This is a genomic window from Alcaligenes faecalis, assembly GCF_002443155.1.
GTDB classification, from domain to species: domain Bacteria; phylum Pseudomonadota; class Gammaproteobacteria; order Burkholderiales; family Burkholderiaceae_B; genus Alcaligenes; species Alcaligenes faecalis.
Map to the genome: position 1 here is coordinate 330459 of NZ_CP023667.1, position 21364 is coordinate 351822.

Sequence of the window (21364 nt, forward strand, 5' to 3'; positions counted from 1 at the left end):
TTATGAGTATCAAAAGCGACCGTTGGATTCGGCGGGCTGCTGCCCAAGGCATGATCGAGCCTTTTGAGCCAGGCCAAGTGCGTAATGTAGATGGACAACGTATCGTCAGCTACGGCACCAGCAGCTATGGCTACGATGTGCGTTGTGCCAACGAATTCAAGATTTTTACCAACATCAATTCGACCATCGTGGACCCCAAGGCCTTCGATGAAAAATCCTTTGTGGATTTCGTCGGTGATGTGTGCATTATTCCGCCCAATTCTTTCGCGCTGGCCCGCACGGTTGAGTACTTCCGTATTCCCCGCAGTGTGCTGACCATGTGTCTGGGCAAAAGCACCTATGCCCGTTGCGGCATCATCGTGAACGTGACCCCGCTGGAACCCGAATGGGAAGGCCACGTCACCCTGGAGTTTTCCAACACCACCCCGCTGCCCGCCAAGATTTACGCTGGCGAAGGGTGCGCACAGATGTTGTTCTTTGAAAGCGATGAAGTGTGCGAAGTGTCGTACCGCGACCGCGGCGGCAAATATCAAGGTCAGCTAGGCGTTACCCTGCCTCGTACCTAGGAGTTCTGGATGAAGTTTCGTTTTCCTATCGTCATCATCGACGAAGACTACCGTTCCGAAAATACGTCGGGCCTGGGCATTCGAGCCCTGGCCTCGGCGATAGAGGCCGAAGGCGTAGAGGTTCTCGGGGTCACCAGCTATGGTGACCTTAGTTCTTTTGCGCAACAGCAAAGCCGCGCGAGCGCCTTCATTTTGTCGATTGATGATGAGGAATTCGATGTGGATTCCCCGGAGGATGTCGCCAATGCGATCAAGAACCTGCGCTCCTTTATTGGTGAACTGCGGTTCCGCAACGAGGATATCCCCATCTATTTGTACGGCGAGACGCGCACCTCGCAGCATATCCCCAACGATATTCTGCGCGAGCTGCACGGCTTCATTCACATGTTCGAGGACACGCCCGAGTTCGTGGCGCGTCACATCATCCGTGAAGCACGCTCCTACCTGGAAAGCCTGGCACCGCCGTTTTTCCGTGAGCTGGTCAAGTACGCGTCTGACGGTTCTTACTCCTGGCACTGCCCCGGGCACTCGGGTGGCGTCGCCTTCCTGAAAAGCCCCGTTGGCCAGATGTTTCACCAGTTTTTCGGTGAAAACATGTTGCGTGCCGACGTCTGTAATGCGGTCGACGAGCTGGGTCAGTTGCTGGACCACACCGGCCCGGTAGCCGATGCCGAGCGCAACGCCGCCCGCATCTTCCATGCCGACCACTGCTTTTTCGTGACTAACGGCACGTCCACGTCCAACAAGATCGTCTGGCACGCCAATGTGGCCAATAACGACGTGGTGGTAGTGGACCGTAACTGCCACAAGTCGATCCTGCACGCCATTACCATGACGGGCGCTATCCCAGTGTTCCTGCGCCCCACGCGCAACCACCTGGGCATTATTGGTCCCATTCCACAAGACGAGTTCCTGCCGGAAAACATTGCGCGCAAGATCGAGGCCAATCCCTTTGCCAGCAAGGCCAAGAACAAGAAGCCCCGTATTCTGACGCTGACGCAAAGTACCTACGATGGCGTGATCTATAACGTGGAAATGATCAAGGAAACCCTGGATTCCAAGATCCCTACGCTGCACTTTGATGAGGCTTGGTTGCCGCATGCGGCTTTCCACGACTTCTATCACGACATGCATGCCATTGGTGCGGATCGTCCACGCACCAAAGACACCATGATTTACGCCACGCACTCCACGCACAAAATGCTGGCTGGCTTGTCGCAGGCGTCACAGATTACGGTGCAGGATGCGGAAAACCGCCCCTTGGACCGCAACGTGTTCAACGAAGCCTACCTGATGCACACCAGCACCAGCCCGCAGTACGCGATTATTGCGTCCTGTGATGTGGCTGCGGCCATGATGGAGCCGCCCGGCGGTACCGCCCTGGTCGAGGAAAGCATTTGCGAGGCCATGGACTTCCGTCGCGCCATGCGCAAGGTATCCAAGGAATATGGCGAGAACGACTGGTGGTTCAAGGTCTGGGGCCCGGACACTCTGCCTGAAGAGGGCATAGGCCAGCGCGAGGACTGGATTCTGCGCTCCGATGCGGAATGGCACGGCTTTGGCAAGTTGTCGACCAATTTCAACATGCTGGACCCGGTCAAGGCGACGGTCGTGACTCCCGGCCTGGATATTTCCGGCACCTTTGCCGAGCAGGGCATTCCCGCCGCTCTGGTGTCCAAGTATCTGGCCGAACACGGCGTGGTGGTCGAGAAAACCGGCCTGTATTCCTTCTTTATTCTGTTCACCATTGGCATCACCAAAGGCCGCTGGAATACCTTGCTGACCGCCTTGCAGCAGTTCAAGGACGATTACGACCGCAACCAGCCCATGTGGCGCATCTTGCCGGATTTCTGCAAGACCCAGCCCACGTACGAGCGCATGGGCTTGCGTGATCTGTGTCAGCAGATTCACCAGGCTTACCGCAAGTACGATCTGGCCCGCCTGACCACCGAGGTTTACCTGAGCGACATGATTCCCGCTCTGAAACCCTCGGACGCCTATGCCAAGATGGCGCACGGCGATATCGAACGCGTTGGCATTGACGAGCTGGAAGGCCGTGTGACGGGTGTCTTGCTGACACCATACCCGCCCGGTATTCCCTTGCTGATTCCTGGCGAACGCTTTAACTCGCGCATTGTGGAGTATCTGCAATTTGCGCGCGAGTTCAATGCCCGCTTCCCCGGCTTTGAAACCTATGTGCATGGACTGGCGCAGGATATTGGCCCCGATGGACTGCCGCGCTACTACGTAGATTGCGTGCTTGAGTCTGAAACCAACGAGTAAACCCGCGTGATCCCTTTTTTTGATGTTGCCGTCATCGGCGCAGGTGCGGCCGGTATGATGGCTGCCAGTATCGCAGGCCAGCGCGGCCTGCGAGTGGTATTGATTGATCACGCTGAAAAGCTGGCCGAGAAAATCCGTATTTCCGGTGGAGGGCGCTGTAACTTCACCAATACGGGTACTTCGCCAGAGAATTTTCTGTCCAAAAACCCGCATTTTTGCCGTTCGGCCTTGGCGGGCTATACCCCTCAGGATTTTCTGGAACTGGTGCGAGAGTACCGCATCGGTTTTCATGAGAAGCACAAAGGCCAGCTTTTCTGTGATGACTCCAGCGAGTCCATCATCCAGATGCTGCGCCAGGAGTGTTTGAAAGGTCAGGTGTCCTGGCGCATGCCCTGTTCGGTGCAGTCCATTGGCCGTAGCGACGAAGGCTTTGTGTTGCGTACCAGCCTGGGGGATTTGAATGCCTTGCAGGTGGTGATTGCTACAGGCGGCATGGCGATTCCGCAGCTGGGGTCCACGGACTATGCCCTGCGTGTGGCGCGTCACTTCGGTTTGAAAGTGATCGAACCGCATCCGGCCTTGGTACCTTTGACCTTTGATGGTCGGGACTGGAAGCCATTTTCTGCCTTGAGCGGCATGGCTTTGGAAGTGGAAGTCAGCACCGGACAAGGCAAGCAACGCCAGGCTTTTCTGGAAGATCTGCTGTTCACGCATCGAGGCTTGTCCGGGCCGGGTATCTTGCAGATTTCCAGCTACTGGCAGTCGGGCGAGACTATTAGTGTGGACCTGGCTCCCGGTCAGGACATCGCGCAGCAGTTATTGGATTTGAAGGCCGGTAGTCGCCAGCAGTTGCTCACCGTCTTGTCGACCTTGTGGCCACGCCGTCTGGTCGAGCAATGGCTGGATACCTCGGACTTGTTGCCCAAAGGCGTGGGGCAGCAACGTCTGGCCGATTTGCCGGATCGCGTATTGCGCGCGGTGGGGCAGGTGATTAATGCCTGGGAGTTGAAACCCAGTGGCACCGCAGGCTATAAAAAGGCGGAAGTGATGAGCGGCGGTGTGGATACACGCGAGCTGAATCAGAAAAGCATGGAAGCACGTAAAGTACCTGGTCTGTTCTTTATTGGTGAAGCGGTGGATGTCACTGGCTGGCTGGGCGGGTATAACTTCCAATGGGCCTGGGCTTCAGCGGCGGCGTGTGCACGTGCACTGAAGGCGCAAGCAGGTCAAAGCTAAGTAAACGAGCGGGAGCGGCAAGACGCAGTTTTTGCGGCCGCTTTTGAAATCAACAGGATTGTGGGCTGGTTTGTCAGGGAGGCAATATGCAACTGCCAGGAGATAGAAAGTACGTAGTAAGCCACGAGTGGGCCAAGGATGAAGACGGTGTCGTGCTGGTTGGCATTACCGACTTTGCTCAGGACCAATTGGGTGATTTGGTGTTTGTGGGTGACTTCACTCCCGGTACTCGTTTGGCTGCCGGTGCAACAGCGGGCGTGGTGGAATCGGTGAAGGCCGCTTCCGACATTTACGCTCCTGTGGCGGGCGAGCTGGTGGAGTTCAACCAGGCTTTGTCCGATGCGCCGCATCTGATCAACGAAGCCCCGTTTGATACCTGGATTTTCAAGCTCAAGGCTGACAATCCCGCTGACCTGCAAGGTTTGCTGGATGGCCCTGCTTATGCCGCGGTGGCAGAGTAAGTTCAGATATTGAGCTAGCAGGAATACGCGGTGGCTCTGCCTGATCCAGGCGGGTTGATCGTAAAAAAGGCCTGAATCCGATTCCACGGATTCAGGCCTTTTATTTGGCTTCGAGCGTAAGCTTTTGGGCTTAGTGCTTGGTTCCGGGGCAGCTAAACTCTGGCCCCTGCTTCGCGGCTCTCTTAACTATTACGGCGGCGATACGTCACGTAGTCGTAAGTGAAACCGTTTTCCTCGGGCTGGGGCAGGCGTTCAACTTCTTCCCATTCGCCAGCAAGCAATGCGGGGAAGAAGGTGTCACCGTCCACGTCAGCCTTGATCTCGGTCGCGATCAGTTCCTGTGCGACGGGCAGGGCCAGACGGAACAGTTGCTCACCACCAATCACGCAAGCCGTCTCAAAGCCAGGGCAAGCGGTCAGGGCGTCGTCCAGATTGCTGAATACTTGTGCGCCCTCTGCCTGGTAATCCGCATTGCGGCTGATCACCAGATTTGGACGGCCAGGCAAAGGACGGCCCAGCGACTCCCAGGTCTTGCGGCCCATGATGATGGGCAAACCCATGGTCACGCGCTTGAAGTGCTGCAAGTCGGACGGCAGGCGCCAGGGCAGATCGTTGTCCTTGCCTATGCAGCGATTGGCCGCATAGGCAACGACCAGACGAATAAAAGGGGTGGAACTCATACGGCAACAGGCGCCTTGATATGGGGGTGAGGATCGTAGTCGGTGATTTCGAAGTCTTCGTACTCGTAATCAAACAGACTGGCGGGTTTGCGCTTGATCGTCAGCTTGGGGTAGGGGCGTGGTTCACGCGACAGCTGCAATTCGGCTTGCTCGAAGTGGTTGGAATACAGGTGGCAGTCGCCGCCTGTCCAGATGAAGTCGCCCACTTCCAGATCACATTGCTGGGCCATCATGTGGGTCAGCAGAGCGTAGCTGGCGATATTGAAGGGCACGCCCAGGAAAATATCCGCACTGCGCTGGTAGAGCTGGCAGGACAGCTTGCCATCGGCTACATAGAACTGGAACAGGGCGTGGCAAGGGGGCAGAGCCATCTGGCCCACATCCGCTACGTTCCAGGCCGAGACGATCAGGCGACGCGAGTCGGGATTCTTGCGAATCTGTTCCACCAACTGGCTGATCTGGTCGATGTGACGACCGTCGGGGGTCGGCCAGGAGCGCCATTGCACGCCATAGACCGGGCCCAGATTGCCGTCCTCGTCGGCCCATTCGTCCCAGATGGATACGCCGCGCTCTTGCAGCCAGCGCACATTGGACTCACCGCGCAAAAACCACAGCAATTCAATAAAGATGCTGCGGGTGTGCAGCTTCTTGGTGGTGATCAGCGGGAAACCCTGCGACAGATCGAAGCGCATTTGGTGACCAAATACCGAGTTCGTGCCGGTACCTGTGCGGTCACCTTTGGGAGTGCCTTGGGTGTAGACCAGGCGCAGCAGGTCTTCGTAGGGATAGAGGGACATGGGGGCCTCAGGCTTGCTGAATATCGACGGAATAGGTGATCTCGGCGGTTTTGCCCAGCATGGCCGAAGCGGAGCAGTACTTGTCGTGCGACAGTTGTACGGCACGCTCAACGGCGGCCTGGGGCAGGTCCTTGCCGGTGACCACAAAGGTGAAGTGAATCTTGGTGAAGACTTTGGGGTCGGTGTCGGCGCGTTCGGCCGTCAGCTTGACCTGGCAGCCGGTAATGGCATGACGACCGCGCTTGAGAATCAGCACCACGTCATACGCTGCACAGCCACCGGCGCCGGTCAGCAGCATTTCCATGGGGCGTGGGGCCAGGTTATTGCCGCCACCTTCGGGTGCACCGTCCATGGCCGTCACATGACCACTGCCTGTACGGGCAACGAACAACATTCCGTCTTTGCCGCCCCAGTCGATTGTGCATTCCATATGAATTCCTTTTTGCAGTGCGAGCCAAGACTCGTCAGTAGATTGATAGTCGTGATTGTACTTTTTTGATGAGGGCTGTGTCGCGCCCGGTTAACAAGCTGGCCTGGCGTGATTTGAGGCAGATGGTGTGCCCGTATAAGAAATTCCATATACGCAAATCAGAGCAGAACCACGCTCTTTGTAAGATTTAGACTGGTTTTGTTGTTTGTCCTAGGATAAACTGCTGTGCGGTACACGGCATTTTGAAACAGATATGTCACAGGGGTTTACCCTCGCCTATAATGGCTGTCGCCCGTATACCAAAAAATGTCGTGCTCGTATTTGTTCTGTCTCAATAAACCTTGCTTTCAATGGGGGCTTTATTCGGACGTCACAAGCGGGTGTTTTAACATGACGGCTCTCGCGACCTAGGCAGTCGCAGATTTTTTGCGTCCATGCTCTTTTGATCTGCGACGCGTCAAGGTGCCGCCGAGCTGCTTGGCAGCTTCACATTAACCAGGCCTGGATCATTGTGAATACCGTTTCAATACTGCTACTAGCTTTCATATTGTCCGTTACAGGACTCTTTGTTTTCATCTGGTCGTTACGCCGTAACTTCTTTGACCACAGCCCCGCTGCTTCGCGCGAGATCTTCTCCAAAGGCGAAATCGGGCAGGTAGATGACCCCTCCGCCACCCCTGAACAACGTCAGGCACTTCAAGAAGAAATGGGTCGCAAGACAATTTCTGCTGAAGATCGTCAGGCGCTGAGCCTCGAATTGGCAGAACGCGTGGAAGCCGACCGTTCCTCCGCCAAGGTCACGTTCATTTTGCTGGCCTGTTCGGTCTTTTGGCTGATCTTTGCCTCGACGGCAGGCTTGATCAGCTCGATCAAGCTGCACGATCCCGAATTTCTGACGCAACACGCCTGGATGACATTTGGCCGCATGCGTACGCTGCACCTGAATGGTGTGGCTTATGGCTGGGCGCCGATGGCCGCTTTCGGTGTTGCCATGTGGATGCTGCCTCGTTTGCTCAAGACTCCCCTGATCGGTGCGCGTTACGCCATCACGGGCGGGATCTTGTGGAACATTGGTCTGGCTATCGGTCTGACATGTATCGCGATGGGTATCACCGACGGTATGGAATGGCTGGAAATGCCTTGGCAGGTTGATATCCTGATGGTTATCGGTGGTGCCCTGGCTGCCTTGCCTTTGGTCTTCACCTTGCAAAACCGTCGTGCTCACCACCTGTATGTGTCGGTGTGGTACATGGGCGCTGCCCTGTTCTGGTTCCCCATCCTGTTCCTGGTCGGCAACCTGCCTGCCGTGCACGTGGGTGTTGAACAGGCAACCATGAACTGGTGGTTTGGCCACAACGTGCTGGGCCTGTTCTACACCCCGATGGCTCTGGCTTCGGTGTACTACTTCCTGCCCAAGATCATTGGTCAGCCTATCAGCTCCTACAACCTGTCTCTGGTGGGTTTCTGGGGCCTGGCATTTTTCTACGGTCAGGTCGGTGGTCACCACCTGGTTGGTGGTCCCGTGCCGCAGTGGATGGTTACCCTGTCCATCGTGCAAAGCATGATGATGATCATCCCTGTGCTGGCTTTCTCGATCAACCAGCACTACACCATGAAGGGTCACTTCCGTACCCTGATTCACTCGCCCACCCTGCGCTTTATCGTGCTGGGCGGCATGATGTACACCGTCAGCTCCATTCAAGGTTCTTTTGAAGCGCTGCGCAGCATCAACACGATCACCCACTTCACGCACTTCACAGTTGCCCACGCCCACATCGGCTTGTACGGCTTCTTTACCATCGTGATGTTCGGCGCCATTTACTACGTGATGCCACGTGTGATGTCCTGGGAATGGCCTTACCCCAAACTGATCTCCCTGCACTTCTGGCTGGTTGTGATTGGTTTCTCCATCTACGCCATTGGTTTGAGCATTGGCGGCTGGCTGCAAGGTCTGGCCATGCTTGATCCTGCCAAAGCCTTCATGGAATCGGTGTTTGTCACGATGCCTTACCTGAAGTCGCGCTCGATTGGCGGTGGTTTGATGACTCTGGGTCACCTTGTGTTTGCCTTCCACTTTGTGGCAATGGCTTTGCGCTATGGCAGCCGTCGTATTGGTCCAGCCCTGTTTCACCAGCGCTCGGCAACTCGCAATGTAGTGGAGGCATGATTTAGTCATGGAAAGCGAATACAAACTATTGGGCGGCGCCATGGTGACGCTGGCCCTGGCCACATCGGCTCTGGTCGTTGTCCCTTACCTGCAAGTCAAGAAGGTGGAGCCCTCTCCAGGGCTCAAGCCTTACACCGAGGTAGAGCTGCGCGGCCGTCAGCAATACATTGATATGGGCTGTGTGTACTGTCACTCGCAGCAGCCACGTAGCCAGAACCAGGCTCCTGACTTCCAGCGTGGCTGGGGTCGTGCCTCGGTAGCAGGTGACTACTTCTACGACACACCACACTTGCTCGGCACCATGCGTACCGGTCCTGACCTGCTCAATATTGGTGCACGTCAGCCTAGCGTGGACTGGCACCTGGGCCACTTGTATCAGCCTCGTGCTTATACCCCTGGCAGCAATATGCCTTCTTACCCCTTCATGTTCGAGCTCAAGGACAAGGCAGAGGACGGCGACAAGGTTGTCAATTTGCCTGGTGATTTCGCACCCGAAGGCAAGGTGGTTGTGGCCAAGCAAGAGGCCCTGGACCTGGTTCAATACCTGTTGGCGCTGGATCGCACGTATCCCGTATCGCCAGCCAGCGTTATCAAATAAACAGGCATTGCTGAGCTAGCGCGCCCCGCAGGGCGGGGCGCCTCGGAGAATTAGAATGAGCGACAATCGTAAATATGAAGCACAGCTGCGTGAGCATTCCGATCCGGAAGAGAACGCAGCACCGATCCCTTGGGTGGTTCTGCTGATCATTGCAGGTCTGTTCCTGTGGGGTATCTACTATATTTTCAGCAGTGACCTGAGCCATGACGCAACCGTGGGCGACAACCGTATCGTTGCCGACTTCGAGTTGCCAGAAGGCGCAGTAGATGGTCAGCAGCTGTTTGTGGCCCAATGTGCAGCCTGTCACCAGGCAACGGGTGCCGGTGTTCCTGGCGTGTTCCCTCCACTGGTCGGTTCCGAGTGGGTGCTGCGCAAGCCAGAAGTGTTGGTCCAGATCATGCTGCACGGTATTACGGGCGAGATCACGGTCAAGGGTAATAAGTACAATGGTGCCATGCCTGAGTTCCGCGAGAAGTTCAATGACGAGGAAATGACGGCCGTTGTTAATTACCTGCGTACCGAACTGGGTGGCAATAGCGCCGATCCTGTGGACGTGGCCTTTGTCAAAGCCGAACGTGAAAAAACAGCTGATAAAACCGATCATTGGAATGGGGACGCCGACCTGGCTCCCATGGAAGAGTAGGACTGAAATGATGGGCCAGCGATGAGACTATTTATAAGTATTCTCCTGGTTTTCGCCCTGGGTATTGGGGCACTGGCCCATTTGACGCAAGGGTTCTCCGCCCTGACAGCCGAGACGGCCCGTCGCAACGATGTAGCCGCCTCACCGCGTCTGATATCCGATGTCGAAGTACTGCTCCCGGCCGGGGGCAGTACCCAGCTAAGCACCCTGCTGCAAAATGATGGTCGCATCACCATCGTCAATTTCATCTATACCCGCTGCGTTACGCTCTGTCTGGCGATGGGCTCGGAGTATCAGCAACTGCAAAAAGCGATTGTGGAAGAAGGCTTGCAGGACCGTATACGCCTGCTAAGCATCAGTTTCGACCCCACGGATTCGCCCGATCACCTGCGCCGTTACAGCAAAACCATGAAGGCCAATCCGGACGTCTGGCAATTTGTCACCATGATGCCCGGCGAACAGCGCCAGCGCGTGCTGGACGATTTTGGCATCGTTGTCATTCCCGCCCCCTTTGATGAGTACGAGCACAATGCGGCCTATCACGTTGTCAGCTCGGAACCGCGTCTGGGGCGTATTGTGGATTACGGCGAACCCATGCTGGCCTTGGCTTACGCCAAACGTGCCCTTGAGGACCTGGACAAGAAGGGAGCGATGTAATGTCTTTGAAGCGTGTCGTCGAATCCCCCAAAGTCCGTCCTTATTTTGGCAGTGCCCTGGCCTTGCTGGCGGCGCTCCTGTTTGCCGCTGCCGCCTTTTGGGACCGGCCCCTGACGGCCTCCATGAGTCTGCACATGCTGGTGCATATTCCCTTGTTGGTCCTGTCAGGCATTACCTTGCAGTTGGCCCTGCGCTATCAGGGCGTAGGCCGTTCGGCTGCCATGCAGGCCTTGCTGCGCCCGTATTACGCCCTGAATGAATATGGTTTGCCCGGCCTGATCATGGTCAGCTTTGCCGCGGCTTACTGGATGGTTCCCAAAGCACTGGACGACGTTCTGGTATCGCCTCCCATGGCCACCGCCAAATATATCGGTCTGGTCTTGATGGGCATGTTGTTCATGGAGTCCTGGCGACGCGCCCACCTGGTGTTTCGCTTGTTCTTCTTCGGTAACTTCAGTTGGATGATGGCCATTGTTGGTTTGCTGTATTACGACAATCCGGTTCGGCTCTGTAATTTCTATCTGCAGTCCGACCAAGAGATTGCCGGCATAGGCCTGGTTATCATGGCTTGTGTGCTGCCATTGCTGTGGCTCTTGTCTGAGAGCAAGGCAGTGATCGCCTTTTTGCGGCAATAATACCCATCCATTTTGTTTTGCAGGTGTCCTTATGAGCCATACCGTTTCCAACAGCGATACCCGTCTGTACCGGCGCAACAGCTTTTTTGACCAGATTCTGAGCGAGACGAATCGGGCCCTGGAAGTATTGGGACGTTCGGCACGCGCGTCGCGCCCGAATCCCGCTGGCAAGGAAGTGTCCGAGATCACGGTGGACGAAGCCCGCCATGCTGCCGGCTTGATGCGTGTGAACCATGTGGGCGAGATTTGCGCCCAGGCCTTGTATCGTAGCCAGGCCATGCTGTGCAAAGATCCCCAGGCAACTGAAGTACTGCTGCAAGCCGCTCAGGAAGAAGTCGACCACCTGGCGTGGTGCGATGATCGTTTGCGTGAACTGGACAGCCGTCCCAGCGTGTTCAACCCTTTGTGGTACGCCGGTTCCTTTGCCTTGGGCTTGCTCGCCAGCCGGGCAGGGGTGCCGTATAACCTGGGCTTTATGGCCGAGACCGAGCGTCAGGTTGAGGAACACCTGGAAAGCCATCTGGAGTCCTTGCCAGCCACCGATAATCGTTCGCGTCGCATTGTGGAAAAAATGCGCGATGACGAAATCGAGCATCGCCGCACGGCCGAAAATCATGGTGCAGCGGGTTTGCCGCCTCCGGTAAAAACCTTGATGCGCATGATGTCCAAAGTCATGACAACCACAGCGTATCGCTTGTAAAAGCAGTCTCCGAGCCAAGTCGCGTGTGCTTGTGCGTTGAGACCTCATGGATGCGACAAGCAAAACGGGTCAGTCACTGGCCCGTTTTGTTTGCCAACCTTAGGGCCTGTTTGGCGACCTAGGGTTAACGACTAGATACCTGGCAGGGAATTTGCGTTAGGAAATTGATGCATTAATGCCACAAGATACGCGTCTAAGGGTTTTCCACGGTATTTATCTTGCATTGCACCATTTTTGTAGGTAGACTTTAGTTATTGGATGTTGAAAAGAAAGCGGGAAATAAGCAAAAGCACAAGCGTAATAACCCTTAGCTTTCTGGCTCGATACTTTATCTGGTAGCCCAACTTGCCACGATTGTCTCCTCCACCCTCCTCCTTTGGTGGATTTGCCCGAGATCTCTTGATCTCGGGTTTTTTTTTGTGCGCGCCAAATGCGCATGGCCAATTTTTCTTGGAAGTCAGTGTTTGCGTGGCTTATCGCCTTTTCCGCTCTCTTTTTTGTTAAGCGAGGGCATGCAGGGCCTGCGTTGCGATCATGGCTTTATGGCCAGAATGCAAAAAACCTTGCCCATCGTGGATGATGGACAAGGTTTTTTTTATTGCTGCTATCGAGTGTACTTACTTTTGTGGAACAGTGGCCACATGCAGCAAGTTGGTACGACCGCTGGTGCCAAAAGGAACACCGGCAATCATCACGATGGTGTCGCCAGCCTGAGCAAACTCATGCTGCGCTGCCATATCGGTAGCGTGGTCGATCATCTCGCCCAGATCGCTGACGTCCTCGCAGGGTACGGCATGGACACCCCAGGCCAAGGCCAGACGGCGTGCGGTTTCCACACGGGGTGTCAGTGCCAGGATAGGGGCGATGGGCCGTTCGCGGCTGGCGCGCAAGGCGCTAAAGCCGGTTGTGGTGTAGGCCACGTTCGTTGCCGGTTCCAGAATGCTGGCCACGCGACGCAGGGCGCAGCAGATCGCGTCTGCGGTGCTGGCCTCGGCGGTGCTGTGGTTGGCTTCCAGAATGGTGCGCCAGCTAGGATCGTTTTCGATCTCCTTGATGATGCTGTCCATGATGGACACCGCTTCCAGCGGAAACTGGCCCGAAGCCGATTCGGCAGACAGCATGACAGCGTCAGCACCCGAGTAGATGGCGGTAGCCACGTCGGAGGCTTCAGCACGTGTGGGCACAGGCGAGGTGATCATGGATTCCAGCATTTGTGTGGCGACGACCACCGGACGGCCTGCCGCACGGGCAGTACGCACGATCTGACGCTGCAACACAGGCACGCGCTGGGGTGGAACTTCCACGCCCAGGTCGCCACGTGCCACCATCACGCCATCACACAGCTGGACGATTTCTTCCAGGTGCTCCAGCGCTTGCGGTTTTTCCAGCTTGGCCATGATCCAGGCCTTGTCCCCGATCAGCTCGCGGGCCTCACGGATGTCGCCAGGACGCTGCACAAAGGACAGCGCAACCCAATCCACGCCCAATTCCAGCCCAAACTTCAGATCGATCAGGTCTTTCTCGGTCAAGGGCGAGATAGGCAGTACCACGCCGGGTACGTTCACGCCCTTGCGGTCGGACAGCGGGCCGCCGACCATGACCGTAGTTTCTGCAAAGTCCGGACCAAAGCTGTCCACACGCAGACGCAGCTTGCCGTCATCCAGCAGCAGGTCTGTCCCGTCTTCCAGAGCAGCGAAGATTTCGGGGTGGGGCAGGTAGGCGTGCTGGCTGGTCCCCTCGGCGGGGTCCAGATCCAGACGGAATTTCTGACCGGTTTCCAATGTCACACGGCCATCTTTCATTTTGCCAACGCGCAGCTTGGGGCCTTGCAGGTCCATCAGGATACCGATACTGCGTCCGGTTTCCTTTTCAATCTGACGAATGGTGTGATAGCGCGCGGCGTGGTCTTCATGTGTGCCGTGGCTGAAGTTCAGGCGGAACACATCAGCGCCGGCCTCGAACAGTTCACGAATGCGTTCTGGCGTAGAACTGGCAGGACCCAGGGTAGCCAGAATGCGGGAATGACGTTGACGTTTCATGGGTTGTTGTCCTTAGGGGGATCGATAGCTCAAAGAGCAGCGATACCGGCGCGGGCGATCTGAGCGTCTTCAGGTGCTTTCACGCCGGACACGCCGACTGCACCAATGACTTGACCGTCCACCACAATCGGTTCGCCGCCTTCCAGAGGCGTGATGGGCATGGACAGAGCGGCAAAGCGACCATTGTTGACCATGTCTTCAAATACCTTGCTGGGCTTGCCACCACCAAGCACGCATGTGTGTGCTTTTGCGGGAGCAACCTGGGCGCTCATCAAGGGAGCGCCGTCCATACGCTGCATCCAGAGCGCGTGGCCGCCTGCATCGCAAATGGCGATGCTGACAGCCCAGTTGTTCTTGAGCGCTTCTTGCTCGGCAGCGGCAGCAATTTTTTTAACATCGGCCAGGGTCAGTACTTTCGTGTCTCTCATGTCCAGTCCTTAAAGAAAAGCGTTAATCGCTAGGGGTTAAAACCAGAATTGCACGGAAATCATTGACGTTGGTCAGGGTAGGGCCCGTAACCAAAGCGTCATCCAAGGCTTCAAAGAAGCCATGACCATCATTATTGTCCAGACTGGCCCTTGGGCGTATACCTAGTTGCCAGGCACGTTCCAAAGTGTCCGGACCGCAGAAGGCTCCAGCAATTTCTTCCTGGCCATCTACACCGTCGGTATCGCCTGCCAAACCGTAGATACCGGGTGCCCCGTTCAAGGCAATGGCGGTGGACAGCAGAAATTCCACATTGCGACCGCCACGGCCCTGGCCGCGCAAGGTCACGGTGGTTTCTCCGCCTGACAGCAGCACGCAGGGAGCCTGGGTGGGCTGCTCATGCTGGGCCACGCTCAAGGCGATGCCAGCCATGACTTTGCCCACATCGCGGGCTTCGCCTTCAATGCTGTCGCCCAGCAGGACGGGACGTACGCCACGGGCTTCAGCGACACGAGCTGCAGCCAGCAGGGCCAGTTGCGGTGTAGCGACCAGATGGGTGGTGACATGAGCCAGGCGTGGATCGTCGGGCTTGATGGTTTCGCCATCGCCGCTCTCCAGCAGGGCACGGGCTGCGGCAGGAATCTCGATGCCGTAGCGGGTGATGATCTCCAGCGCTTGCTCGCACGTGGTGGGATCCGCCACCGTGGGGCCAGAAGCGATGTCCATGGGCTTGTCGCCAGGAACATCGGAAATCAGCAGATTCAGGACACGGGCAGGGGCACAAGCCGCGGCCAGACGGCCACCTTTGATGGCAGACAGGTGGCGGCGTACGGTGTTCATCTCGCCAATTGACGCGCCCGATTTCAGCAGCGCTTTATTGATGGCTTGTTTGTCAGCCAGGGTGACGCCTTCTGCGGCCAGGGGCAGCAGAGACGAACCGCCGCCGGAAATCAGGCAAATCACCAGGTCGTCCTCGTTCAGATCGCTGACCGTGCGCAAAATCTCGCGGGCCGCGTCCTCGCCGGCCTGGTCGGGCACGGGGTGAGAGGCTTCCAGAATCTTGATGTGATCACAAGGCACGCTGTAGCCATAGCGGGTCACCACCACACCGCTGATGGGGCCTTTGTCCCAGTGACGCTCCAGTGCCTGGGCCATTGCTGCCGATGCCTTGCCTGCGCCGATCACAATGGTGCGGCCCTTGGGAGCCTCGGGCAAATAAGGTGGAATGCAATGTTCAGGCTGAGCCGCGTTGACGGCAGCTTGAAACATTTTGCTGAGTAAGTCTTGTGGCTCGATCTTCATGGGTCAATCCTAAGGCAGAGTGATGGCAGCGTAACCATCTTACTGCGCGATATGGATGCAACTGCGTGAGGGCAGGGCATCTTTGGGTACCAACTGGTAAAAAAAAGCGGGCCGCAGCCCGCTTGCTGGATGTCCCGACCGTGCCGGCTTGATGCCTGGAAAAAACCAGCCCGGACGGGAGCATCCTTGAGCCGATCTTATTGACCAATCTCGTAATTGGCCATGATTTCCAGGGCACGGACCATGGCGGAGTGGTCTTGTGCAGCGCCACCGTGAGCGGCGCAGGTGTTGAACAGTTCCTGGGCCGTGGCGGTGTTGGGCAGAGCCACACCCAGCTGACGTGCGGTAGTCAGGGCCAGGTTCAAGTCCTTCTGGTGCAGTTCGATGCGAAAGCCTGGATCAAACGTGCGCTTGACCATGCGCTCACCGTGGACTTCCAGAATGCGCGAGTTGGCAAAACCGCCCATCAGCGCTTCACGAACCTTGCCTGCATCAGCACCGGCCTTGGAGGCCAGCAACAGGGCTTCGCCCACGGCTTCAATGGTCAGAGCCACGATGATCTGGTTGGCCACTTTGGTGATTTGACCGTCGCCGTAGCCGCCGACCAGGGTGATGTTCTTGCCCATCAGTTCAAACAGGGGCTTGACCTTGTCGAAGGCTTCTTGCTTGCCGCCGACCATGATGGTCAGCGAGCCAGCCTTGGCACCGACTTCGCCACCGGACACAGGCGCGTCCAGGTATTCGCAACCCAGCTTGACGATGCGCTCGGCAAAGCCTTTGGTGGCCACGGGGGAGATAGAGCTCATGTCCACCACGATCTTGCCGGCGCTCAGACCTGCAGCCACGCCGTTTTCACTGAACAGGGCGTCTTCCACGTGTGGGGTGTCAGGCACCATCGTGATGATGATGTCGGCTTGACGGGCTACTGCTGCACCATTTTCGCAAATGGTGGCACCCGCTTCTTTTACGCTTTTGGGAAAATCGCCGTGAGTGAAGGCGAACAGTTCATGACCACCCTTGATCAGGTTGACGGCCATGGGTGCGCCCATGATGCCCAAACCAATAAAACCGATTTTAGCCATTGTGTAATCTCCTAATAATTATCTGCAGGTATCCGACGATCAGGCGGTGACTTCAGTCAGTTCAGTCATCCAGCCCAGGCCATCCTTGGTCACGCCAGCGGGCTTGTACTCGCCGCCGATCCAGCCCTGGTAGCCAATGCTGTCGATGTACTTGAACAACCAGGCGTAGTTGATCTCGCCTGTGCCCGGTTCGTTGCGACCTGGGTTATCCGCGATCTGGATGTGTGCAATCTTGTCCAGGTGCTTTTTCATGGTGGCGGCCAGCTCGCCTTCCATGCGCTGGGCGTGGTAGACGTCGTACTGGATGAACAGATTGTCCGAGCCCACGTCCTGCAACAGAGCCGCGGCCTGTTCGGTGCGGTTCAGGTAGAAACCTGGAATGTCGAAGGTGTTGATGGGTTCAACCAGCAGGCGCAGGCCGGCGTCTTTCAGCTTGGCGGCAGCAAACTGCAGATTGCTGACCAAGGTCTTGTGAGCCAGTTCACGGTCTGCGCCCTCGGCCAGCTTGCCCGCCAGGCAGTTGACTTGCTTGCAGCCCAGCGCGGTGGCGTATTCAATGGCACGGCCTACGCCGTCCTGAAATTCACCCACGCGCTCGGGCAGGATTGCAATGCCGCGCTCGCCGCCGTCCCAGTCGCCCGCAGGCAGGTTGTGCAACACTTGGGTCAGACCGTGTTGTTGCAGTTTGTCAGCCAGTTGCTGTTTGTCGTAGGCGTAGGGGAACAGGTACTCCACTCCCTTGAAACCGGCTTCGGCCGCTGCCTGGAAGCGATCCAGGAAGTCGTGCTCGTTAAACAGCATGGTCAGGTTGGCGGAAAATTTTGGCATAGTGCTACTCCGTTTTTTAAATCAGCAATCAGTCCATCAGCGAGATGGCGGTGGGGGCGTCAATACCCGCTTCGGCCAGGGACTCGAATTCCGTCACATTGTGCAGTTCGGTGCCCATGGCAATGTTGGTGACGCGCTCCAGGATCAGTTCGATCACAACCGGCACGCTGAACTCTTTCATCCATGCACGAGCCTGTTCAATGGCCGGCTGGATGTCTTCGGGTTTGTGTACACGGATGGCCTTGCAACCCAGACCTTCCACCACGGTGATGTGATCCACACCATAACCTTCGGTTTCAGGGGCGTTGATGTTGTCAAAGGCCAGTTGTACACAATAGTCCATCTCGAAGCCACGCTGTGCCTGACGGATCAGACCCAGGTAGGCGTTGTTGACCAGAATATGGATGTAAGGCAGCTTGAATTGCGCGCCTACGGCCAGCTCTTCAATCATGAACTGGAAGTCGTAGTCGCCCGAAATGGCCACGACTTCACGACCTGGGTCAGCGGCAACCACGCCCAGTGCGGCGGGAATGGTCCAACCCAATGGGCCTGCCTGACCGCAGTTGATCCAGTGACGTGGCTTGTACACGTGCAGGAACTGGGCGGCTGCAATCTGCGACAGACCAATGGTGCTGACGTAGGTGGTCGCCGGGCCAAAGGCGCGGTTCATCTCTTCGTAAACGCGCTGAGGCTTCAAGGGCACGTTGTCAAAGCTGGTCTTGCGCTGCAAGGTGGCTTTGCGCTTCTGGCAATCGGCAACCCAGGCGGCACGGTCGCGCAGCTTGCCGGCAGCCTTGTATTCTTTGGCCACTTCAATGAACAGCTTCAGTGCAGCGCCAGCGTCCGAGGCAATGCCCAGATCAGGGCCGAATACGCGACCGATCTGTGTGGGTTCGATATCCACGTGCACGAACTTGCGGCCTTCGGTGTAGACGTCCACGGAACCGGTGTGGCGGTTGGCCCAGCGGTTACCGATACCGAATACGAAGTCCGAAGCCAGCAAAGTCTGGTTGCCGTAGCGGTGCGAGGTCTGCAGACCCACCATGCCGGCCATCAGCGGGTGATCGTCGGCAACCGTGCCCCAGCCCATCAGGGTTGGAATCACAGGGACGTTGACCAGCTCGGCAAACTCTTGCAGCAGCTCGGACGCGTTGGCGTTGATCACGCCACCACCGGAGACGATCAGCGGACGCTCCGATGCGTTCAGCAGTTCGATGGCTTTTTCAGCCTGGGCGCGAGTGGCGCTAGGCTTGTACGCTTCCAGCGGCGAGTAGGTATCCAGATCGAATTCGATCTCGGCCATTTGTACATCGATAGGCATATCGATCAGCACAGGACCGGGGCGGCCCGAGCGCATGATGTGGAAAGCCTGCTGGAACACGCGTGGGATCAGATCGGGTTCGCGAACTGTCACGGCCCATTTGGTCACAGGCTTGGCAATGGATTCAATATCCACGGCCTGGAAGTCTTCCTTGTACAGGCGCGAGCGAGGAGCCTGGCCGGTAATGCACAGAATTGGGATCGAGTCAGCCGATGCGGAGTACAGGCCGGTGATCATGTCTGTGCCAGCGGGGCCGGAAGTACCAATGCACACGCCGATATTGCCGGGATTGGCACGGGTAAAACCTTCGGCCATGTGGGAAGCGCCTTCCACGTGGCGGGCGAGAATGTGATCAAAACCACCTTCTTTGCGCAGTGCGGAGTAGAAGGGGTTGATGGCGGCGCCGGGCACGCCGAATACGGTGCTCACGCCTTCTTTACGTAAAATTGCGGCGGCGGCGTCCACTGCTCTCATTCGAGCCATTGATATCTCCTAGATCATCGTTTGACGAAATTCACAACTCGATAATAAGGAGTGATGGACCTGCCTAGAAATGGTGGTACGATTGTTTCTATCGATACTTGGAGTATTGAATGAGCCGTTATACCGAAATTCGAAGTTTTGCACTGGTCGCGGAAAAAGGCAGTTTTGCGGCCGCTTCCGTGATCGAAGGAGTCACCCCCGTGGTCATGGGCCGCCGCCTGGATGCGCTGGAGCAGCGCCTGGGTGTGCGCTTGATGCACCGATCCACTCGCGGGCTGACATTGACCGATCTGGGTGAGCAGTTTCTGGAGCAGTGCAAACAAATTCTGAAGGACTTTGAAGAGGCTGAAGCCAGTATCAGCGCCCAGCGTAAAGTGGTGCGCGGGCACCTGGTGGTATCGGCTCCAGCGGCTTTTGGGCGTCGTCATGTGGCCCCCCATGCCTTGTCCTTCAAAAAGCGTTATCCCGAGTTGAAGCTGTCTTTCAACTTCACCGACAGCGTGGTCGATCTGGTGCGCGAGGGCTATGACATGGCCTTGCGGATTGGTGAAGTCACGGACCCCAACTATGTGGCCGTACGTCTATATCCGAATCGGCGAGTCGTGTGTGGAACGCCCGAGTATTTTGAGCGTCATGGTGTGCCGCGTGTGCCCGAAGATCTGGCGCGTCACAACTGCTTGGCCTTCAACTTGCAGGGCGGTCAGCAACGCGGCTGGACCTTTCTGCGTGATGGTCGCCCATTGGCGGTCCGAGTCGATGGGGATCTGGATTGCAATGACGGCGAGCTGCTGTTTAACTGGGTCAAGCAAGGTTGGGGCATAGGCTGGCGATCCACCTGGGAAATTCAGCCCGAACTCAAGCGGGGCGAGCTGGTAACGGTGCTGAACGAGTTCGAGATTCCCAGTTATGACATTCAGGCGGTGTATCAGCAGCAGCGCTATCTGCCGGCCAAAGTGCGGCGCTTTATTGATTATTTGCGTGCCATCTACAACACGCCGGGCTACTGGGACGGTGAGGTGCAGTTTTAGGATTTTCACGCTTTGGAATGAAAAAAACCGCTTCGAAAAGCGGTTTTTTTTTGCTGCGTACGACTTAGAAATGCCATTCCAGCTGTACGGTTGGAGCGCTGGTTTTGATACCGGGTTTCAGGCTGCCGTCTGCCTTGTAGCGGTTGCCGAACTTGTTGTACCAGTACTCGTAGCCAATCCCCACCCACAAGGTGTTCTTCTTGTCGAAGGCTACTTTACCCACGTCAGCCATCAGGGAGGTGCGGACCAGCACTTCAGACTTGGTGCTGATGCCCGCGTAGTCGTCACCCTTGGGGCCGGCGTAGTTGGCAAAGCCCTGGAACTTCAAAGGCACTGAACCCACATCAAAGGGCAGATTCCAGTTCAGGCTGGCCAGAAACTGGGTGTCGAAAGAGCGGCGGCTGTCCGGGCAGGCGGGTGCGCCCAAGCCACAGTGGTTCCACTCCTTGCCAACCATCAGGCTCAGGTCCACAAAGCCGCGGGGGACATCAAATTTGAAGGTCGGGCCCAGCACCAGCAAACGCTTGCGAGGTGCAAAGGCGGTGTTCTTGGTGTTCAGGTCAAAGCCGGCTGTGATGGCCACATCCTTCACAGGGCCAAAGCTCAGATCCTTGTCGAATACCTTGCCCATGGAGAGCTGGTGACGATAGGTGGCGTAGAACTCGGTGGCGCCATTGCTGCCGTTGCCATTGGAGGGGTCGTAGCGGTCCGATTGCAGAATGTCCAGATTAAAGAAGTTCTGGCCCAGGCTGTAGCCGTTGACGTGGGTCAGGCTCAGGATGTGCTTCTGGATAGTCCGATCATTCATCGGCTCGGTGTATTGCGTGCTGAAGCGGTAGCCTAAAAAGGTGTCGCTCCAGTCGGCTGCCAAGGCGGGGCTGGACAGCAGGGGGGCGGCCAGCAGGGCGCATGCCCAGCGAGCAGGGTGTAGCTTTTTCATAGTGTCTCCTCTTTGTTTGAGCACAAGCAGGTCCCTGGGATCTGATGTCCCTTATGGCCTGC

21 protein-coding genes are annotated in these 21364 nt (G+C 56.9%); 11 read left to right on the forward strand and 10 right to left on the reverse strand.

The window, feature by feature from the left end:
- Positions 1 to 2 precede the first annotated feature (2 nt).
- From dcd to gcvH, 4 genes are all read left to right on the forward strand, one after another.
- Positions 3 to 566, forward strand: a complete 564-nt coding sequence (gene dcd, locus CPY64_RS01530) for a dCTP deaminase (RefSeq protein WP_009461128.1) — start codon at positions 3 to 5, stop codon at positions 564 to 566.
- Between the two features lie 9 nt (positions 567 to 575).
- On the forward strand, positions 576 to 2849 hold the full coding sequence (locus CPY64_RS01535; protein WP_042482921.1) for an arginine/lysine/ornithine decarboxylase: 2274 nt from the start codon (positions 576 to 578) through the stop codon (positions 2847 to 2849).
- Between the two features lie 6 nt (positions 2850 to 2855).
- Complete coding sequence (locus CPY64_RS01540; protein WP_080723717.1) at positions 2856 to 4085, forward strand: BaiN/RdsA family NAD(P)/FAD-dependent oxidoreductase; 1230 nt, start codon at positions 2856 to 2858, stop codon at positions 4083 to 4085.
- An 86-nt stretch (positions 4086 to 4171) separates the two neighbouring features.
- A complete protein-coding gene (gcvH, locus tag CPY64_RS01545; protein WP_021446974.1) occupies positions 4172 to 4546 on the forward strand; it encodes a glycine cleavage system protein GcvH in 375 nt (124 codons plus the stop codon).
- Between the two features lie 182 nt (positions 4547 to 4728).
- On the opposite strand, the gene CPY64_RS01550 is transcribed toward gcvH, so the two are convergent.
- From CPY64_RS01550 to CPY64_RS01560, 3 genes are read right to left on the reverse strand one after another with little or no spacing between them, the layout of a single operon-like run.
- The gene (locus CPY64_RS01550; RefSeq protein ID WP_042482925.1) at positions 4729 to 5226 is read right to left on the reverse strand and encodes a dihydrofolate reductase; all 498 of its coding nucleotides are present in this window, start codon (positions 5224 to 5226) and stop codon (positions 4729 to 4731) included.
- Positions 5223 to 6023 (reverse strand): thymidylate synthase, encoded by an 801-nt coding sequence (locus CPY64_RS01555; protein WP_042482928.1) that lies wholly within the window; start codon positions 6021 to 6023, stop codon positions 5223 to 5225. Before CPY64_RS01555 ends, CPY64_RS01550 begins: the two co-directional genes overlap by 4 nt.
- 7 nt (positions 6024 to 6030) lie before the next feature.
- Positions 6031 to 6453 (reverse strand): OsmC family protein, encoded by a 423-nt coding sequence (locus tag CPY64_RS01560; protein WP_009461122.1) that lies wholly within the window; start codon positions 6451 to 6453, stop codon positions 6031 to 6033.
- A gap of 511 nt (positions 6454 to 6964) precedes the next feature.
- Between CPY64_RS01560 and CPY64_RS01565 the strand changes: the two genes are divergently transcribed.
- The 6 genes from CPY64_RS01565 to coq7 are packed head-to-tail and all read left to right on the forward strand — an operon-like array spanning position 6965 to position 11853.
- Positions 6965 to 8620, forward strand: a complete 1656-nt coding sequence (locus CPY64_RS01565) for a cbb3-type cytochrome c oxidase subunit I (RefSeq protein ID WP_042482931.1) — start codon at positions 6965 to 6967, stop codon at positions 8618 to 8620.
- A 7-nt stretch (positions 8621 to 8627) separates the two neighbouring features.
- Positions 8628 to 9218 (forward strand): cbb3-type cytochrome c oxidase subunit II, encoded by a 591-nt coding sequence (locus CPY64_RS01570; RefSeq protein ID WP_042482935.1) that lies wholly within the window; start codon positions 8628 to 8630, stop codon positions 9216 to 9218.
- Between the two features lie 55 nt (positions 9219 to 9273).
- Entirely contained in the window at positions 9274 to 9861 is a 588-nt protein-coding gene (locus CPY64_RS01575) for a c-type cytochrome (RefSeq protein ID WP_026485026.1), read from the forward strand.
- A gap of 21 nt (positions 9862 to 9882) precedes the next feature.
- Positions 9883 to 10518, forward strand: coding sequence for an SCO family protein (locus CPY64_RS01580; RefSeq protein WP_042482938.1), 636 nt, complete (start codon positions 9883 to 9885; stop codon positions 10516 to 10518).
- Positions 10518 to 11153, forward strand: a complete 636-nt coding sequence (locus tag CPY64_RS01585; protein ID WP_042482941.1) for a hypothetical protein — start codon at positions 10518 to 10520, stop codon at positions 11151 to 11153. The genes CPY64_RS01580 and CPY64_RS01585 overlap by 1 nt, the downstream gene beginning before the upstream one ends.
- Before the next feature lie 31 nt (positions 11154 to 11184).
- Complete coding sequence (coq7, locus tag CPY64_RS01590; protein WP_042482945.1) at positions 11185 to 11853, forward strand: 2-polyprenyl-3-methyl-6-methoxy-1,4-benzoquinone monooxygenase; 669 nt, start codon at positions 11185 to 11187, stop codon at positions 11851 to 11853.
- A 617-nt stretch (positions 11854 to 12470) separates the two neighbouring features.
- Here the strand turns inward: coq7 and pyk are convergent.
- The 6 genes from pyk to gcl form a co-directional block, all read right to left on the reverse strand.
- Complete coding sequence (pyk, locus tag CPY64_RS01595; protein ID WP_042482949.1) at positions 12471 to 13892, reverse strand: pyruvate kinase; 1422 nt, start codon at positions 13890 to 13892, stop codon at positions 12471 to 12473.
- 29 nt (positions 13893 to 13921) lie between these two features.
- The gene (locus CPY64_RS01600; RefSeq protein WP_009461115.1) at positions 13922 to 14320 is read right to left on the reverse strand and encodes a GlcG/HbpS family heme-binding protein; all 399 of its coding nucleotides are present in this window, start codon (positions 14318 to 14320) and stop codon (positions 13922 to 13924) included.
- A gap of 22 nt (positions 14321 to 14342) precedes the next feature.
- Positions 14343 to 15620, reverse strand: a complete 1278-nt coding sequence (locus tag CPY64_RS01605; protein ID WP_042482951.1) for a glycerate kinase type-2 family protein — start codon at positions 15618 to 15620, stop codon at positions 14343 to 14345.
- Between the two features lie 197 nt (positions 15621 to 15817).
- Positions 15818 to 16702 carry a 2-hydroxy-3-oxopropionate reductase gene (locus CPY64_RS01610; protein ID WP_042482953.1) on the reverse strand — a complete coding sequence of 295 codons (885 nt, stop codon included), beginning with the start codon at positions 16700 to 16702 and terminating at the stop codon, positions 15818 to 15820.
- Positions 16703 to 16741: 39 nt separating this feature from the next.
- Complete coding sequence (gene hyi, locus CPY64_RS01615) at positions 16742 to 17530, reverse strand: hydroxypyruvate isomerase (protein WP_042482956.1); 789 nt, start codon at positions 17528 to 17530, stop codon at positions 16742 to 16744.
- 28 nt (positions 17531 to 17558) lie between these two features.
- A complete protein-coding gene (gene gcl / locus CPY64_RS01620) occupies positions 17559 to 19334 on the reverse strand; it encodes a glyoxylate carboligase (RefSeq protein WP_042482959.1) in 1776 nt (591 codons plus the stop codon).
- A gap of 110 nt (positions 19335 to 19444) precedes the next feature.
- On the opposite strand from gcl, the gene CPY64_RS01625 reads away from it, so the two are divergent.
- The gene (locus CPY64_RS01625) at positions 19445 to 20362 is read left to right on the forward strand and encodes a LysR family transcriptional regulator (protein WP_026485032.1); all 918 of its coding nucleotides are present in this window, start codon (positions 19445 to 19447) and stop codon (positions 20360 to 20362) included.
- A gap of 64 nt (positions 20363 to 20426) precedes the next feature.
- Here CPY64_RS01625 and CPY64_RS01630 read toward each other — a convergent pair whose 3' ends face one another.
- Positions 20427 to 21302: an outer membrane protein OmpK gene (locus tag CPY64_RS01630; protein WP_042482963.1), complete on the reverse strand. Its 876-nt coding sequence runs from the start codon at positions 21300 to 21302 to the stop codon at positions 20427 to 20429.
- Positions 21303 to 21364 lie beyond the last annotated feature (62 nt).

What these genes read in the sequence shown, in the direction of transcription:
- dcd (WP_009461128.1), top strand. Translation starts at nt 3, where the DNA reads ATGAGTATCAAAAGCGACCGTTGGATTCGGCGGGCTGCTGCCCAAGGC.
- CPY64_RS01535 (WP_042482921.1), top strand. Translation starts at nt 576, where the DNA reads ATGAAGTTTCGTTTTCCTATCGTCATCATCGACGAAGACTACCGTTCC.
- gcvH (WP_021446974.1), top strand. Translation starts at nt 4,172, where the DNA reads ATGCAACTGCCAGGAGATAGAAAGTACGTAGTAAGCCACGAGTGGGCC.
- CPY64_RS01550 (WP_042482925.1), bottom strand. Translation starts at nt 5,226, where the DNA reads ATGAGTTCCACCCCTTTTATTCGTCTGGTCGTTGCCTATGCGGCCAAT.
- CPY64_RS01555 (WP_042482928.1), bottom strand. Translation starts at nt 6,023, where the DNA reads ATGTCCCTCTATCCCTACGAAGACCTGCTGCGCCTGGTCTACACCCAA.
- CPY64_RS01560 (WP_009461122.1), bottom strand. Translation starts at nt 6,453, where the DNA reads ATGGAATGCACAATCGACTGGGGCGGCAAAGACGGAATGTTGTTCGTT.
- CPY64_RS01570 (WP_042482935.1), top strand. Translation starts at nt 8,628, where the DNA reads ATGGAAAGCGAATACAAACTATTGGGCGGCGCCATGGTGACGCTGGCC.
- CPY64_RS01575 (WP_026485026.1), top strand. Translation starts at nt 9,274, where the DNA reads ATGAGCGACAATCGTAAATATGAAGCACAGCTGCGTGAGCATTCCGAT.
- CPY64_RS01580 (WP_042482938.1), top strand. Translation starts at nt 9,883, where the DNA reads ATGAGACTATTTATAAGTATTCTCCTGGTTTTCGCCCTGGGTATTGGG.
- CPY64_RS01585 (WP_042482941.1), top strand. Translation starts at nt 10,518, where the DNA reads ATGTCTTTGAAGCGTGTCGTCGAATCCCCCAAAGTCCGTCCTTATTTT.
- coq7 (WP_042482945.1), top strand. Translation starts at nt 11,185, where the DNA reads ATGAGCCATACCGTTTCCAACAGCGATACCCGTCTGTACCGGCGCAAC.
- pyk (WP_042482949.1), bottom strand. Translation starts at nt 13,892, where the DNA reads ATGAAACGTCAACGTCATTCCCGCATTCTGGCTACCCTGGGTCCTGCC.
- CPY64_RS01600 (WP_009461115.1), bottom strand. Translation starts at nt 14,320, where the DNA reads ATGAGAGACACGAAAGTACTGACCCTGGCCGATGTTAAAAAAATTGCT.
- CPY64_RS01605 (WP_042482951.1), bottom strand. Translation starts at nt 15,620, where the DNA reads ATGAAGATCGAGCCACAAGACTTACTCAGCAAAATGTTTCAAGCTGCC.
- CPY64_RS01610 (WP_042482953.1), bottom strand. Translation starts at nt 16,702, where the DNA reads ATGGCTAAAATCGGTTTTATTGGTTTGGGCATCATGGGCGCACCCATG.
- hyi (WP_042482956.1), bottom strand. Translation starts at nt 17,530, where the DNA reads ATGCCAAAATTTTCCGCCAACCTGACCATGCTGTTTAACGAGCACGAC.
- gcl (WP_042482959.1), bottom strand. Translation starts at nt 19,334, where the DNA reads ATGGCTCGAATGAGAGCAGTGGACGCCGCCGCCGCAATTTTACGTAAA.
- CPY64_RS01625 (WP_026485032.1), top strand. Translation starts at nt 19,445, where the DNA reads ATGAGCCGTTATACCGAAATTCGAAGTTTTGCACTGGTCGCGGAAAAA.
- CPY64_RS01630 (WP_042482963.1), bottom strand. Translation starts at nt 21,302, where the DNA reads ATGAAAAAGCTACACCCTGCTCGCTGGGCATGCGCCCTGCTGGCCGCC.